Genomic DNA, 15,291 nt, shown 5'->3' with positions numbered 1-15,291 from the left:
TAAGGTCCGGGCTGACACCGGCGATGGCCAGTGACCTTCCCCCTTGTTTCGGTCCACTCAGGGGGTGAGTGTTCGACCTGATATCATGGCGGTGGGTGTTCTGGCGACGGGGTGCTGTCCTCCGGTCGCCTCCGGCTCCCTCCAGCCATCCCCCCGTCGCTTCGCGGGGGCCCGGCCGGGACGTAGCGGCCGGGCCTTTTTCTTGCGTTTAGCGCGGTACCATGCTGCTGCCCGAGGGCAGGACCACGAGGCAGGGCTGGTTGGCTTTCTTCAAGGTGGCGCAGGCGGCCTGGGCGTCGCGCTGGCTGGTCAGGCCAAGAACCCGGGCGCGGTACAAGGTCCCCGAGGCGGCGCGGTGAGTCAGCACGGCAGCCGCCAGCGTGGGCTTGAAGCGACCCCGCAGGGCGTTGAGGGCTCCGGCGGCCGAGCTGTTGGCCGCGTCGGCGTTGCTATACGCCCCCACCTGAACACCCCAGCTTCCATCCGCCGACAGGCTTTTCGCGGGCAGGGCCGGCGGCGTCGGGAGGCTCGCCTTGACCGAGGTCGGCAGGGGCGGCGGCACCGGCGCCTGGCCTAAAGGAGTGGCCATGGCAATCTGGGTCGGCCGGTCCCCGGAGATGCCCAGCGCCGGGCTGGAAGACGAGACAAAAACCGGAGTCGGGGCGGAGGTCGGGGCGCGGCCGGGCTTGCTGGGGGGCGGCAGGGGCGCATCGTCGGCCGAGCCTTGCGGCTGGGCGTCGGCTCCCCGGGTTCGGGCCATGGCGACAACCATGGAGGAGGCTCCCGCGTCCGGCGCGCCGCCCTGGCGCAAGGTGGCGAAGCCTTTGTCGAGCAGGCTCATCATCTCCTGGTCGCGGCTGCGCGCGGTGCGCCCGCCCATGACGGCGGCCACCAGGCGCTGTCCTCCCCGGACCGCCGAGGACACCACGTTGTAGCCCGAGGCGTTGATGTAGCCCGTCTTGAGGCCGTCGGCGCCCGCGTACTGGCTGAGCACATGGTTGTGCGTGGTGATGGTGCGGCCATCGAAGCGAAACGAGGTGGTGGAAAAATAGTGATAATACTTGGGGAAATGCCGCTGCAGGGCGAGGGCCAGCAGGACCATGTCGCGCGCCGAGGTGGTTTGTCCGGAATTCGGCAGGCCCGAGGCGTTCTTGAAGGTGGTGTTGACCATGCCCAGGGCGCGGGCCTTGGCGCTCATGCGCTGGGCAAACGCGGATTCGCTGCCCCCCACCGCTTCGGCGACGGCCACGGCGATGTCGTTGGCCGAACGGGTGACCAGGGCCAGAATGGCGTCCTCGACCCGGATGGTCGATCCGGCGCTTACCCCCAGCTTGGAAGGCGGCTGTCCCGCGGCGCGGGCCGACACCGGGATCCGGCTGGCAAGGGACAGTTTGCCCTGTTCCACGGTCTCGAACAGCAGGTAAAGGGTCATCATCTTGGTGAGCGATGCCGGATAATTGCGGGTGTCGGCGTTGCGGGCGTACAACACCTTGCCCGAGGCGGCATCAACCACGAGCGCGGCATACCCGGCGTGCGAGACTCCGGGATGGCCAACGAGAACCCCGAGGAGGGTGAGCAAGGCCAGAAAGGCCAGGCGAGGCCAACGCCCCCCGTGCGCGCGGGCGGGCGGGGGATCGCGACGGCTGGCGGCGGGAGTGAGGGGGAGGTAAGACATCGCGACCCCTGGGGCTGAAGGGTGGCTTTTTGGGCCGGTGGCGGCGAATGACGGGTTCCCCTCGGGCCGCAGGCCCGCCAGGGAAAGGTGGCGTCCGGCGCGCGAGCGTGTCACGGTGCGCAGGGCCGGATACGGCGAAGGGTAATGGGACGGACTTGTCCCTGTCTAGCGCAAAGCCAGGGTCATGGTCAAGAAAAGTTGATTATCGTCAATATGGTTCACCGTTTTGTTCCAAATCTCGATGAGGCAGGCGCGATGGGCGGATTCAAGGCCTGGAGGCTTCTTGGCGTCGTGGGAACCGTGCTGCTGGCGGCGGGCTGCGCGTCCACGGGCGACATCGGCAATCCCCTCGTGCGCAAGGCGACCTGGTATTCATATCTCAACGGCGATGACCTGCGCGCCGGGTGCGAGGTGAATGATTCGGATACCGTGCGTCTGGTTTTCAACGGGATTTATACCGAGGAAGTCCGGGTCTACGAAGCCCACGCGGGCGCCGGGGGGCGCTGGCTGTCGGGGCGCCGGATTCCGGGCGCGGTGGATCTTTCGGCCCTGACGCTGGATCGCCCGGGGGCCGTGCTCGATCCCTGGCGCGGCGAAAGCCAGGTGGTGCCCTTGAACGAGGGGCAATGGAAGGCCCTGATCGAGACCCTGCGCGCCGATGGGGTGGGGCAGCCGCCCCCCGTGGGCCTGTCTTTGGAGTCGGATGATCACTACTGGATCGCGAGCGGCTGCCTGGACCGGCACGTCGTGTTCCAGGCCTGGGCCCGGCGGCAGCCCGCCTATCAAACCTTGCGTTTCAACGATCTGCTGCTCTCCTGGCTCCCCCTGGGGGGGGCGCTGCCTTCCTATGCCCGCGCCGACCGGGGCAGCTTCGAGGAGGAGCGCCGCCGGCAGTTTCATTTCGCCTTGCGGGTGGGACCCGACGGCTTGCGCGATGATCCCTGGGCCCCGTGAACGCCTGAAGCGCAAGGGGGGATTGACTCCGGGACGGGCGGCGGGCATAGTGCCCTTGCTGCATTGCAGCAAGGTTTTTGCCATGCCTGAAGGGTCCACGGCCCCCCACCGGGGCACGGGGATTCGTCATGGGCCGTTCACGCACGTGTTTCGCGTGTTTTCTTCGGCCGTTGGCCGCTCCCCCCCTTTCGTCCCCACCCCTTTCGTCCCCCCCTTTCGTCGAGGAGTCCAGATCATGACCACTCCCCGTAAGGCGTCCTCCAAGGCGTCCGGGCGCGGCGTCAGCGCCAAGCCCGAGGCGGCCTCCACCGTGGAAACGGCGGTCGACCCCGCGCCGGCGCCGGCTGTTTCCTCGTCCGGGGAAGAGCCTGCTCCCGGGACGCCGGTGCCCGAGGCGGTCACCACCGAGGCGGTCACCACCGAGGCGGTTGCCACCGAGGCGGTTGCCACCGAGGCGGTCGCCACCGAGGTGGTCGCCGTCGGGGAGCCGGCGCCTGGGGTGGCTTCGCCTGTCGAAGCCGCGCCGGCCCCGGAGCCCCTCCCGCTCTCGTCCGGGGCGCCCGTCCTGGAGGCCGCGCGCCTGCTGCCCGACGCGTTCGACGCCCTTGAAACCAGCGCGGCGGTTCTGATGGACGCCGGAACGCGGGTTCAGGCCTGTTGCCTGACCTACCTGGAGCATCTGGGCGAGGAAACCGCGAGCCTGAACCGGGATCTGTGGGCGTGCACGGATCCGGCGGCGGCGGTTTCGGTGCAGATGGAAGCCCTGGGACGGATGGCGGACCGGACCTGGCGAACCGGGGTGGACCTGCTCGCGGTCGCCAGTGGGACCTGGGAAGAAGCGATGAAGCCGGTGGTGGCATCGTCGTCCAGGTGGTCGCAAGCGGCCCTGGAAGGCCGGCCTGGCATCGCTCGCCCCTGAACGGCGGCGCGTCCTTTCCCGCTTTTGGTGCCGGCCGCGCGAGGCGTGGCCTCCCGCCTGATCAAAGGGCGCGCCCACGGCGCGCCTTTTTTCGTCGAAACGCGGCCCGCGCCGGGCGTGGGCAGCCAATGGGGGCGGGGGGCGACCCTTTTTGGCCCTTTATCAGCGGTGGAAATTACCAATATGATGGCAAAGCCTATCCGCGCGCAGCAGGAAGCCGAGCTGAACCCATGACAACTGTCTACTGTAGCACGGTTCCCCATCTTGGACCGGAAGGGGAGGACGACAACGGGACCGGCCATCAGCCGGGCACGGGCGTCGTGGTCAAGGCCAAGCCGAAGACCAGAAAGCCGTCGATGTACAAGGTCCTCATGCTGAACGACGACTACACGCCGATGGAGTTCGTCGTCCATGTCCTGGAACGCTTCTTCGGGAAATCGAACGAGGAGGCAACAACCATCATGCTCAACGTGCACCAGCGCGGCGTGGGCCTGTGTGGGGTCTATACCTACGAGGTCGCTGAAACCAAGGTGGGGCAGGTCATGGATCTGGCCCGCCGTTCGCAGCATCCCTTGCAGTGCACGCTTGAAAAGGAGTGAGGCCGCCCAAAAATCAAAGGGCAAGGAAACGGGAAAGCGTCCACGGGGTCGGGGCGCCTGCCCCGGGGTGATCCGGGTCGATCAGCCGATACGAAAGGAGCGGGCATGCTGTCTCGCAATCTCGAACAAACGCTTCACCGGGCCCTTGCCCTTGCCTCCCAGCGTCGGCACGAGTACGCCACCTTGGAGCACCTGTTGCTGGCCTTGATCGACGACGAGGACGCAGCCGCCGTGTTGCGGGCCTGCGCGGTTGAAATCGAACGCCTGCGCGGCCAGCTGGAGGATTTCCTGCAAACCGAGCTGACCGGCCTGATCAATCCGACAATCGAGGGGGATCCCAAGCCGACCGCTGGGTTCCAGCGCGTCGTGCAGCGCGCCGCCATTCATGTGCAATCCTCGGGGCGCGATCAGGTGACGGGCGCCAACATCCTGGTGGCCTTGTTCAGCGAGCGGGAAAGTCACGCCGTTTATTACCTGCAGATGCAGGACATGACCCGGCTGGACGCGGTCAACTTCATCAGCCATGGCCTGGCCAAGACGCCCGGGCAAAGTCAGGCGCGCGCGCCTCGCGGCATGGACGAGGAAATCAAGAGCGAGAGCGCGCCCAAGAAGGGCCAGGAAGCCCTGTCGAGCTATTGCGTCAACCTGAACGAAAAGGCCCGCGAAGGACGGATCGATCCCCTGATCGGCCGCGACTCCGAGGTGGAGCGGACCATTCAGATCCTGTGCCGGCGCAACAAGAACAATCCCTTGCTGGTGGGCGATCCCGGCGTGGGCAAGACCGCCATTGTCGAGGGGCTGGCCCGGCGCATCGTTCACAAGGACGTGCCCGAGGTCTTGCACGATGCCGTGATCTTTTCCCTGGACATGGGATCCCTGCTCGCCGGCACCCGCTACCGGGGTGACTTCGAGGAACGGCTGAAGGCCGTGATCAGCGAACTGGAAGCCCTGCCGGGTGCGGTCTTGTTCATCGACGAGATTCACACGGTGATCGGAGCCGGGGCCACCTCCGGGGGGTCGATGGATGCGTCCAACCTGCTGAAGCCGGTGCTGGCCCAAGGCACGCTGCGCTGCATCGGCTCGACCACCTACAAGGAATTCCGCTCGCACTTCGAGAAGGACCGCGCCCTGGTGCGCCGCTTCCAGAAAATCGACGTGAACGAGCCGACCCTGGAAGACGCGGTGCGCATCCTGCGGGGCATCAAGTCCTATTACGAGGAGCACCACAAGGTGCGCTACACCGCCGACGCGGTGCGCGCGGCCGTCGAGCTGTCGGCCAAGCATATTCACGACCGCAAGCTGCCCGACAAGGCGATCGACGTGATCGACGAAGTGGGCGCGGCCCGCATGCTGCTGCCCGAAAGCCGGCGGCGCAAGACGGTGACGGTGCGCGACATCGAGGACGTGGTGGCCAAGATCGCGCGCATTCCGGCCAAGTCGGTGTCGCGCGACGATCAGGCGGTGCTGAAGTCCCTGGAACGGGACCTCAAGACCCTGGTCTTTGGCCAGGACCGCGCGATCGAGGCCCTGGCAACGGCCATCAAGCTGGCCCGCGCCGGCCTGCGCGAGCCCGACAAGCCGATTGGCAATTACCTGTTCAGCGGCCCCACCGGCGTCGGCAAGACCGAGGTGGCCCGCCAGCTGGCGAAGATCCTGGGGATCGACCTGATCCGCTTCGACATGTCGGAGTACATGGAGCGCCACTCCATTTCCCGGCTGATCGGGGCGCCGCCGGGCTACGTCGGCTTCGATCAAGGTGGACTTCTGACCGATGCCGTGGACCAGAAGCCCCATTGCGTCTTGTTGCTCGACGAGATCGAAAAGGCCCACCCGGACCTGTTCAACATTTTGCTGCAGGTGATGGACCACGGGGCGCTGACCGATCACAACGGCAAGACGGTGAGCTTCCGCAACGTGATCTTGATCATGACCACCAACGCGGGGGCTCAGGCGCTGGCGCGCAATGTGATCGGCTTTGCCCGCGACGTGCGCGAGGGCGACGACCTGGAGGAAATCGACCGTTCCTTCTCGCCCGAGTTCCGCAACCGTCTGGACGCGATCATTCCGTTCGCCAGCCTGCCCCTGGACGTGGTGGGACGCGTTGTCGACAAGTTCGTGATGGAGCTGGAGGCCCTGCTGGCCGATCGCAACGTCACCATCGAGCTGACCGACAAGGCCCGGCGCTGGCTCGCGGAAAAGGGCTACGACCGGCGCATGGGCGCCCGCCCGCTGGCGCGCTTGATCCAGGAAACCTTGAAGAAGCCCCTGGCCGAGGAACTGCTGTTCGGGCGCCTGGCCAAGGGCGGACGGGTCAAGGTGGGAATCGAGGACGACAAGCCGACCTTTGCCTTCTTTGACCTGCCCGCGGGCGAGCTTCCCGTGACCGACCAGGACGAGGGAGACAGCGTCGACGATCTGGACGGCGACGGGCCCGCCCACGACGAACCCACCCCGGCTTCGTGATCCATCGCCCCCCGGAACATGCGCCGGGGGGCTTCCTGCCTGTCGATGCCGCCGTTATTTGATCGCCAGCGCGGGAAGGGGCCCTTCCGGGGGTTTCCTTTTTATCGTTAAAAGGGCAAAACAAAAGAGTGGCCGGCACGGGATCGGTCATCGACGGGCGCCCTTGTCCTGGGCGCCAGGAAGGCCGGTTGGTCTTTCGACGGGAGACCCGGCGTGGAGGGTGGAGCGGATAGGCAGCCGCCGGCCGATTTCACGGTGCGCTCGGTGGTGGCCGTGGCGCTGACGCTGGCGCTTGGTCTTGTTTTGCTGGCGGGCGCCTGGATCGCGGAAATGCGCTCCGATGCCTTGGAACGGGCCGAGGTCGTGGTTGACGGCTTTGCCCTGACCTACGCCACCTTGGTCAGTCAGGCCATGGAGGATCTGGGCGAGGAGGTTTCGGACCTGGCCGAGACCGCCGGCGCGCTGCCGATGGACACGCTTCATGCCCGGGCCGATTTCCTGGAACGAATTCAGCATGTTCGCGACATCCACCCCTTGCTGGTGGACATTTTGTTGCTGGACCCCCAAGGGAAGGTTGTGCTGCGCGCGGGATCCTTGGGCAACGAGGAACTGCCCTCGCTCCCCGATATCACCCGCATCCTGGCCGCGCGCGATCAGCAGCGCGCGGTGATCAGTCCGGCGATGACCTGGGCTCCCTATGGCACGCGCTGGCTGTTGAACATCGGGCGCGCGGTCGTGAACGAACGTGGGGTTCCCCAGGGCGCCGTGGTCGGGCTGATCGATCAATCCCGGCTGAACGAGCTGTTCCAGTCCATCCTGGAGGCCCCCCTGGCCACGGCGGCCCTGGTTCACGCGGAAGGGCCCATCCTGGCCCGGGTGCCCGCGTTGCCGGGCGTGGTGGGCCGGGATGTCCCCGCGATTCGCGAGCGGCTGGGGGTGGTGGTCCCCCGCCAGGTTGCCCGTCGCGTTTCGGCCCTTGATGGGGTGCCCCGCATCATTGCCGAGCGGCGGGTGGACCATTTTCCGCTGATTGTCCTGGTCACCGTGGACGAGGACACGACCCTGGCCCCCTGGGAAAAAGCCGTCGAGGCCACGGTGGGGATCTTGTTCGTGATCCTGGGCGGCGGCACGTGGCTGACGCTCCAGCTGTGCGGTCAGTTGCGCCGCCGCCACGAGATCGAAAAATCCCTGAAGATGCAAAACGCCCTGCTCAGCGTGCAGCAGGAGAATTCACCCGATGGCGTTCTGATCACCGATCGCGGCGGAGCCGTTGTTTCGTGGAATCACCGCTTCATGGACATGTGGCGCCTGCCCCAGGACGTGCGCGACAACGCCAGGGGGGCCTTGCTGCTTGAGGCCATCGAGCCCATGCTGGTCAATCCCCAGGTGTTTCGCGCCGATGTCCAGGCCCTGCTGCAAAACCCCAGCGCGATCGACGAGGGCACCGAGGTTCGATTGCATGATACGCGGGTGTTGGAACGGATCTGCAAACGCCTGACCGGTCCGGGCAACGAAACCCTGGGCCATGCGTGGTTTTTCCGCGATGTCACCGGCCGCAAGCGCGCCGAGCAGGCCTTGCGGCGCAGCGAACGGCGTTACCGGGCGATTTTTGAAAGCGTGGGCGACGGGCTGTTCGTCCTGGACCCCCACGGCAATGTCATCGATGCCAATCGCGCGGCCTTTTCGTTGTATGGCCTGGAGCCCACCACCATGCTGGGCCAGCCGTTGGACAAATGGCTGGATCCCCGGGCCCGGCAGGACTTGCGCCGTTTTCTGGAAGGCGATGCGGCGCAGGGCGAATTGATGACCGAATCCATGCACATCAACGCCTTGACCCGCGAGACCTTGCAAGCGGAGCTGCGGGGCATGCCGTTCGACTATGGCGGCCGGCCAGGGGTGTTGATCATGGTCCGCGACGTGACCCGCCGGCGCGCGGCCGAGGAGGCGTTGCGCCTGTCGGAGCTGCGGTTCCGCGATGTCACCGATTCGGTGGGCGAGCTGATCTACGAGGTCGATTCGGCGTTTCGCTTCATTTTCATCACCGGCCGCGCGCCGGACCAGCTGGGGCTTTCGGTCAACGACGTGCTGGGGCGCTCGTTGTTCGGGTTGATGCACCCCGAGGACCGGATCCGCGTCGAACCCCTGCTGCGCGACCTGGCCGACAAGCGGGTACGCTTTTCCGACGTGGCGTTCCGGGTTCCACTGCCCGAAAGCGGTGATTCCTGGCAACTGCTGTCGGGGGTGCCGGTTTTGGATCAAACCGGGGCGTGGAGCGGCTATCGCGGCGCGTGCATGGATGTCACCCAGTCCCGCCAGCGCGAACTGGCCTTGCGCGAGGCCAACGTCAAGCTGGGCCGTCAGGCCGAGGAACTGAAGGAACTGGCCCGTTCGCTGGAGTCCTCGCGTCAGGAAATCCTGCGCGTGCAGGAGCGGTTTGATCTGGCCATGCGCGGTGCCAACGATGGCATTTGGGACTGGGACCTTCGTTTGGACCGGCTGTATGTGTCGCCACGCAGCCGCGAAATCCTGGGGCTTGACGAGACGGACATCGGCGAGGATCCGGCGCGGTGGGCGGCGCGCATCCATCCCGACGACCGCGCGCGGGCGCGGGAAGCCCGGCGCTTGCACCTGGAGGGGACCTCGCCCCAGTACCGCACGGTGATCCGGCTCCAGCATGCCGAAGGCCATTACGTTTGGGTGCTGGACCGGGGCATGGCCTTGCGCGATGGGGCCGGCCGGCCGACCCGCATGGTCGGCACCCATTCCGACATTACCGAAATGCGCCGCTACGAAGAGGCTCTTCAGGCGGCCAAGGCGCAGGCCGAGGCGGCCAATCTGGCCAAATCCCAGTTCCTGGCCATGATGAGCCACGAAATCCGCACGCCAATGACCGGGATCCTGGGCATGGGCGACCTGCTGCTGGCCACCGATCTGAACGACGAGCAGCGCCGGTTCCTGGGAACCTTGAAGCGTTCGGCCCGGACCTTGCTGGGCGTGCTGGACGATGTGCTTGATTTCTCCAAGATCGAAGCCGGGCAAATGGTTCTGGAGTGCGTTGATTTCCGCCTGGGAGACGTGATCGAGGACGTGGTGGGGGTTTTCCTCGCCCGCGCGGTGGAACGGAATCTGACGTTGGAAGCCGTCCTGCCCGAAGGCCCGCCCCTGGTTTTGCGGGGCGATCCGGCCCGCTTGCGCCAGATCTTGTTCAATCTGGTGGGCAATGCGGTCAAGTTCACCGAAAAGGGCAGCGTGTGGGTGAAGGTGGAGGCCGCTCCCTCCCCGGATGGGGCCGTCGCGCTGACCGTGGAAGTCGCCGACACCGGCGTGGGCATGGACGAGGCGCAGCTTTCCCGCTTGTTCAATCCCTTCAGCCAGGCCGATGCCTCGACCACCCGGCGGTTTGGAGGCACGGGGCTGGGGCTGACCATCTGCGAGCGCCTGCTGGACATGATGCAAGGCACCATCAGTGTCGCCAGCCAGCCGGGAGAGGGATCGACGTTCACGGTTCATGTCATCCTGGCCGAGGGCGACCCGGCGCGGGTGATCAGCCTGGCCCCCTCGACCCTGCCGGCCCTGGTGACGAGCCTGGATCAAAGGCTGCGGGTGCTGCTGGTCGAGGACAACGAAACAAACCGCGAATTGATTGCCACGGTTCTGGAACGCGGCGGGCATCGGGTGACGACGGCGGCCAACGGCCGCGAGGGGATCGAAGCGGCCACCTCCGCCCACCCGCCTTTCGATCTGATCTTGATGGACCTGCAGATGCCCGACATGGATGGGATCGAAGCCACCCGGCGCTTGCGTGACCTGGATACACCGGTGGCGCGCACGCCCATTGTGGCCTTGACCGCCGGTGTCCATGAAGCCGATCGCGAGGGGGCCCTGACGCGGGGCTTCGATGATCTGGTCACCAAGCCCGTGGACTGGAAACAACTGGCGGCTGTGATGGCCCGATTGACGGGGCAACAGGGGAACCCTGGGGCACGGGAGGCGGCCCCCCCCGAGCCGGCCCCGCTGGTCTCTGTCTCCGAGGCTCCGAAGGAAGACCCGCCGGCGGACCCAGGTCCGCCCGACGATCCCAACGAGGCCTGGCGCGCGCTGCCGGTGTATGATCCCAGTGTTCTGGAGGGGTTGCATGGCATCGTGGGCACGGCCAGCCTCCGGCATCTGGTCGAGTCGGCACGCGAGCGCATGGTGACCCTGGTTGCCGCCGTGGGGCGGAGCCTGCGCGATCAGGATCCGGTGGCTCTCCGGCGGGAAGCCCATTCCCTGAAGGGGCTGGCCGGGCAGTTCGGCGCCCGGCGCACGGGGGGGCTGGCCCTGGCCTTTGAACGGAACGCGGACAAGCCGGACCAGTTGGAGCCGCTTTTCATGGCCCTTGAGGAAGCCACCACCCAGGCCCTGCGCGAACTGGAACGCCTGGATGCCTAGACTGAAACTGGATCAACTTGAGTCACATTGGCCCAGTTTCAGCCTGATTCTATAAATTTTAGAGTAATCCGCGATCAAAACGGATCAGCGAATGCGCTCCAGTCGGTCCACCCCTCCTTGGGGATCAGGTCGGGGCGCCGGTGTCGGGGAAGCGGGCGCGTTCCTGGTCGGTGGGATAGCGCTCCAGGTCCACCGTGCCGTGGCGGGTGGCCTGGTAGAGATCGTCGGCCACCTGTTCGATCAGGTCCTGGGCCTCCAGCCGGCTGACCCAGCGTATCGGCATCGCGGCGGTACCGTCGCGGGTGCCGACCAGGGCGCCGGCAATGGCGCCGGTGCTGTCACTGTCGCCGCCATGATTGACCGCGAGCACCAGGGCCTCTTCCAGGGTGGTGGTGGCGAGCACGGCATACACGGCGATGCCCAGGGCTTCCTCGGCGACCCAGCCTTCCCCCAGGGTCTCCAGGGCCTCGGGCGAGGGCGGTCCGGCCTGGGCCAGGGTCTGGGCGGCTTCCAGGGCGGCCAGGGTTTCCTCGGCGCCCGCGTGCGGACGCAACAGGGCCCTGGCGTGTTCCAGGGCCTGATCCAGGCTCTCGCCCTGGGTGAGCACGCTGATCAGGGCGGCCAGCACGCCGGCGGTGAGGTAGCCGCTGGGGTGGCCGTGGGTCAGGGCCGCGGCGGCGCAGCCCAGGCCGAAGGCGCGCGAGGGGTCCGTGCAGGCCAGCCCGATGGGCGCCACCCGCATGACGCCGCCACAGCCCTTGCTGTTGTTCAAGGGGGCCTCGGTCGAGCCCGGGCGGTGGGCGTGCAGCGCGCCCAGGCAGGTGGCTCCCGGGGCCCGGCGCGCCTGCAAGGCCGGATGCAGGCCCAGCCAGCCCGGCAGGTCCGGGGCGATGTCGGGAGCGCCGGCCTCCCGTTGCGTGGCCAGCCAGCGCACATAGGCACGGTGGAGGAAGGGAAGGGGATCGTGGGCCGGCGGGGCGGCGGCGCGGATCAGCCCGTCGGCGGTGAACAGGGTCATCTGGGTGTCGTCGGTAAAACTGCCCAGCCCGTCGGCCGAGGTCACGAAGTCGCGCACGCCCCGCGCGCCGAAGCGATCGCGGATATGGGGCAAGGACAGGAATTCGATCGGAGCCCCCAGGGCGTCGCCAATGGCGCAGGCCAGAAGGCAGCCCCGGAACCGGTCGGGAAGGGGAGGAACAGGGGTCATGACGGAACTCGTTCGCAAACGGATAAAACCAAGGATTTTCGCTGATCGAGCGTCCTTTATCGGTCGTGCCCGCCGGACCTTCAAGCGCTTTGGGAGAAGGGCTCCCCTGTGTGTTCCATTGTTTATGTTTTTTTCAGGCAATAGCTTCAGGGCGTGGGCGGAACCGCGCGCCGGCGCACGAGCAAGGGCGCGTCCGGCCCCCCGTCCTGGCGCAGATCCAAGACACCCTGGCGGGTCAGTTCCAGGGCCGCCACGAAGGTCGCGGCAACCGCCGAGCGGCGCACCAGGGCACTGGGGTCGGGCGGCGGCAGGAAGGCCGCGAGCCCGGTCCAGTCGCCCAGGCTGCCCAGCATGCTTTCAAAACGGCGCAAGGCATCGTCCACGCTGTAAAGATCGAAGGGCTCGACCGTGAGAACGCGCGGCCGGGCCTGGGCCCGGCGCACCGAGCCATAGGCGCGCAGCAACTCGTGCAAGGTGGTGGAGAACACCGGTTTCTTGACCACCACCAGCCCCTCGGGGCGCCCGCGCGCGAACACGTCAACCCCCAGGCGGGGGCGTTCCATCAAGGTCTGTCCGGCCTTTTGCATGGCCTCCAGGCGGCGCAACTGGAACTGCAAGGCGGCCGCCATGGCCGCGCCACTGGGCTCCTCCTCGGTTTCCTTCGGCACCGGCAGCAGCAGCCGCGACTTCAGGTACGCAAGCCACGCCGCCATGACCAGATAGTCGGCCGCCAGGTCGAGGCGCAGGCGCCGGGCCGTGGCGACAAAAGCCAGGTATTGCTCGGCCAGTTGCAGGATCGACAACCGGGCGAGGTCCACCTTCTGGTCACGGGCCAGGGTCAGCAGGACATCGATCGGGCCTTCGAACCCTTCCAGATTGAGCACCAGGTCAACCAAGCGCTCGGGCCCGTCCTCGGACGACGGGAGGGCGGCAGAGGAACCGGCAGGGGCGGAGGGGGAAGAAGAATCAGACACGGGCGTCATGCCAGGGGCCCCGCGGGGGAAGCAGGCGAAAAAGGGTGCAGGGCCCCGCGGGGCCGGCCGCTACAGCGAAAGCGGCAGGCCGGCGGTGAGGTAGACGGCTCCAACCAGGGCCCGGATCAGGGGGCTGATCAGCAGCGAAAACGGATCAGCGCTGATCCCCACCAGGTGAAGGCCGAGCGGCAGCAGGAACAACACCCCCAAAATGAGGGGCAGCCCGATCGGTTCCAGGCGGGCAACCGCCCGCGCCGCCCTCAGGGGCAGCACCCCAACCAGCAGGCGCCCCCCGTCCAGGGGCGGAAGGGGGATCATGTTGAACACCGCCAGCACGCAGTTGATCAGCACCGAGCGCTGCAAGGCCGTGCCGATCCAGCGCAGGGCTTCGTCGGGCAGGAACAACGCCAGGTGCAAGGCGGCGGCCGAGGCCACGGCCAGGAAGACGTTCATGCCCGGGCCGGCGAGCGCGATCCAGGCCATGTCCCGACGCGGGGCCTTGAGGTTGCGCGGGTCGATGGGGACCGGACGCGCCCATCCGAACAGGAAGGGCGCGCTGGCCAGGAACAAAAGCCCGGGCAGGATCAAGGTGCCAAAGGGCTCGACATGGCGCAGGGGGTTGAGGCTCAGGCGCCCCATCAGGCGTGCCGTGGGATCGCCCTTCCAGTTGGCCACGTAGCCGTGGGCGGCCTCGTGCAAGGTGATGGCCAGCACCAGCCCCGGCAGCCAGGTGAGCACGTCGAACAGGATGTCAGCCATGCGCGAGGAGGTCTCCCAGGCGGTCGAGCAGGGCGGCGGGGTCGCACGGCGCCGGCGCGAGCCGCCCGGCGCGGGCGCGGTCCCACCGGCGGGTGCCCGCCGCGTCAAGGGGACGGGCGGCGCTCACCACGGCTTCCATTTCGGAAGCCACCCCGTTGCAATGCAAGACCAGATCGCAGCCGGCGTCAAAGGAAGCCCGGGTCCGTTCGACCATGGATCCCTTCAGGGCCTTCATCGACAGGTCGTCGGTCATCAGCAGGCCATCAAAGCCGCACGCGCCCCGGATGACCTCCTCGACCACCCGGGCCGACAAGGTGGCGGGGGCGTCGGGATCGATGGCCGGGAACACGATGTGCGCGGTCATGGCGAAGGGGGCGTCGGCCAGGGCCCGGAACGGCGGCAGGTCATGGGCCTCCATCTGCTCCAAGGAGCACTCGACCACGGGCAGGTGTTCGTGGCTGTCCACCTGGGCCCGGCCATGGCCGGGAATGTGCTTGATGACCGGATAGACCCCGCCGGCCTGCAAGCCCTCGATCACGGCGCGGCCCAAGGCCGTGACCACGGCCGGGTCCTCGGCGAAGGCCCGGTCGCCGACAATGTCGTGGGCGCCCGGGTGGCGCACGTCAAGCACCGGCAGGCAATCGGTATCGATTCCCAGCGCGCCAAGATCGTGGGCAATGAGGCGGGCGTTGAGGCGCGTGGCTTCCAGGCCCTTGTCCGGATCGCGGGCAAACAGCTGCCCGAAAACCTCGGCCGGCGGCGGGGCGCGCCAGAACGGCGGGCCCAGGCGCCGCACCCGGCCGCCTTCCTGGTCGATCAGGATGGGGGCGTCGGGGCGTCCGACCAGGGCGCGCAGGGTTTCCGTCAGCGCCTGGATCTGGGCCGGCGACTCGACGTTGCGGTTGAACAGGATGAAGCCGAACGGATCGGCTTCACGCAAGAAGGCGGTTTCCCAGGGGGTCAGGGTCGGGCCGGCAATCCCCAGGATCAGGGCAAGGGGGTTACCGGACAAGGATGCACCCCTGTCCTCGGGCCACCAGGGCGTCGCACAGGGTCTTGGCGTCGGCCTTGCTGGCCAGTCCCTTGGCGCGCAGGCGATAGAACACGCCCTTGCTTCCCAGATCGGCGCGAACAATTTCGTGCTGCAAGGAGCCAATCAGGTCGCGGTGTTGTTCAACCATCTTGCGCCACACGGCTTCGGCGTCCTCCGGGGTGCGCAGGGCCACGAACTGGACCGAATAGGCGCCGCGAGCGGTGGAGGAGGGGGCGGGCGCCGGCGCCGGCGCCGGCGCGGGCTGGGCGGCGGCGGG

Annotated in this window: 11 protein-coding genes; 5 read left to right on the top strand and 6 right to left on the bottom strand. The window is 67.6% G+C overall.

Annotated features, from left to right (window positions below; genetic code table 11):
• Nucleotides 1-208 precede the first annotated feature (208 nt).
• A complete protein-coding gene (locus ROR02_RS13700; RefSeq protein WP_147164606.1) occupies nt 209-1,675 on the bottom strand; it encodes a D-alanyl-D-alanine carboxypeptidase in 1,467 nt (488 codons plus the stop codon).
• Nucleotides 1,676-1,930: 255 nt separating this feature from the next.
• On the opposite strand from ROR02_RS13700, the gene ROR02_RS13695 reads away from it, so the two are divergent.
• The 5 genes from ROR02_RS13695 (at nt 1,931) to ROR02_RS13675 (ending at nt 11,041) form a co-directional block, all read left to right on the top strand.
• Nucleotides 1,931-2,629 carry a hypothetical protein gene (locus tag ROR02_RS13695; protein WP_147164605.1) on the top strand — a complete coding sequence of 233 codons (699 nt, stop codon included), beginning with the start codon at nt 1,931-1,933 and terminating at the stop codon, nt 2,627-2,629.
• 235 nt (nt 2,630-2,864) lie between these two features.
• On the top strand, nt 2,865-3,548 hold the full coding sequence (locus ROR02_RS13690) for a phasin family protein (protein ID WP_170245121.1): 684 nt from the start codon (nt 2,865-2,867) through the stop codon (nt 3,546-3,548).
• 230 nt (nt 3,549-3,778) lie between these two features.
• A complete protein-coding gene (gene clpS / locus ROR02_RS13685) occupies nt 3,779-4,147 on the top strand; it encodes an ATP-dependent Clp protease adapter ClpS (RefSeq protein ID WP_246135551.1) in 369 nt (122 codons plus the stop codon).
• 105 nt (nt 4,148-4,252) lie between these two features.
• Nucleotides 4,253-6,610 (top strand): ATP-dependent Clp protease ATP-binding subunit ClpA, encoded by a 2,358-nt coding sequence (gene clpA, locus ROR02_RS13680; RefSeq protein WP_147164603.1) that lies wholly within the window; start codon nt 4,253-4,255, stop codon nt 6,608-6,610.
• Nucleotides 6,611-6,823: 213 nt separating this feature from the next.
• Nucleotides 6,824-11,041 (top strand): PAS domain S-box protein, encoded by a 4,218-nt coding sequence (locus tag ROR02_RS13675; protein WP_147164602.1) that lies wholly within the window; start codon nt 6,824-6,826, stop codon nt 11,039-11,041.
• Between the two features lie 124 nt (nt 11,042-11,165).
• Here ROR02_RS13675 and ROR02_RS13670 read toward each other — a convergent pair whose 3' ends face one another.
• From ROR02_RS13670 to ROR02_RS13650, 5 genes are all read right to left on the bottom strand, one after another.
• Nucleotides 11,166-12,248: an ADP-ribosylglycohydrolase family protein gene (locus ROR02_RS13670; protein ID WP_147164601.1), complete on the bottom strand. Its 1,083-nt coding sequence runs from the start codon at nt 12,246-12,248 to the stop codon at nt 11,166-11,168.
• Nucleotides 12,249-12,394: 146 nt separating this feature from the next.
• Nucleotides 12,395-13,231 (bottom strand): segregation and condensation protein A, encoded by an 837-nt coding sequence (locus ROR02_RS13665; protein WP_147164600.1) that lies wholly within the window; start codon nt 13,229-13,231, stop codon nt 12,395-12,397.
• 60 nt (nt 13,232-13,291) lie between these two features.
• The gene (locus ROR02_RS13660) at nt 13,292-13,981 is read right to left on the bottom strand and encodes a site-2 protease family protein (RefSeq protein ID WP_147164599.1); all 690 of its coding nucleotides are present in this window, start codon (nt 13,979-13,981) and stop codon (nt 13,292-13,294) included.
• Nucleotides 13,974-14,993 (bottom strand): beta-N-acetylhexosaminidase, encoded by a 1,020-nt coding sequence (gene nagZ / locus ROR02_RS13655; RefSeq protein WP_147164598.1) that lies wholly within the window; start codon nt 14,991-14,993, stop codon nt 13,974-13,976. Before nagZ ends, ROR02_RS13660 begins: the two co-directional genes overlap by 8 nt.
• A partial coding sequence (locus ROR02_RS13650) for an SPOR domain-containing protein (RefSeq protein ID WP_147164597.1) occupies nt 14,983-15,291 on the bottom strand: 309 nt, incomplete at its 5' end. The genes nagZ and ROR02_RS13650, both read right to left, overlap by 11 nt.

Source organism: Pararhodospirillum oryzae, assembly GCF_007992075.1.
In the GTDB taxonomy this organism is placed as follows: Bacteria; Pseudomonadota; Alphaproteobacteria; order Rhodospirillales; family Rhodospirillaceae; genus Pararhodospirillum; species Pararhodospirillum oryzae.
The sequence above is the reverse complement of the archived record's forward strand: the minus strand, read 5'-3'. Positions and strand labels throughout refer to the sequence as shown.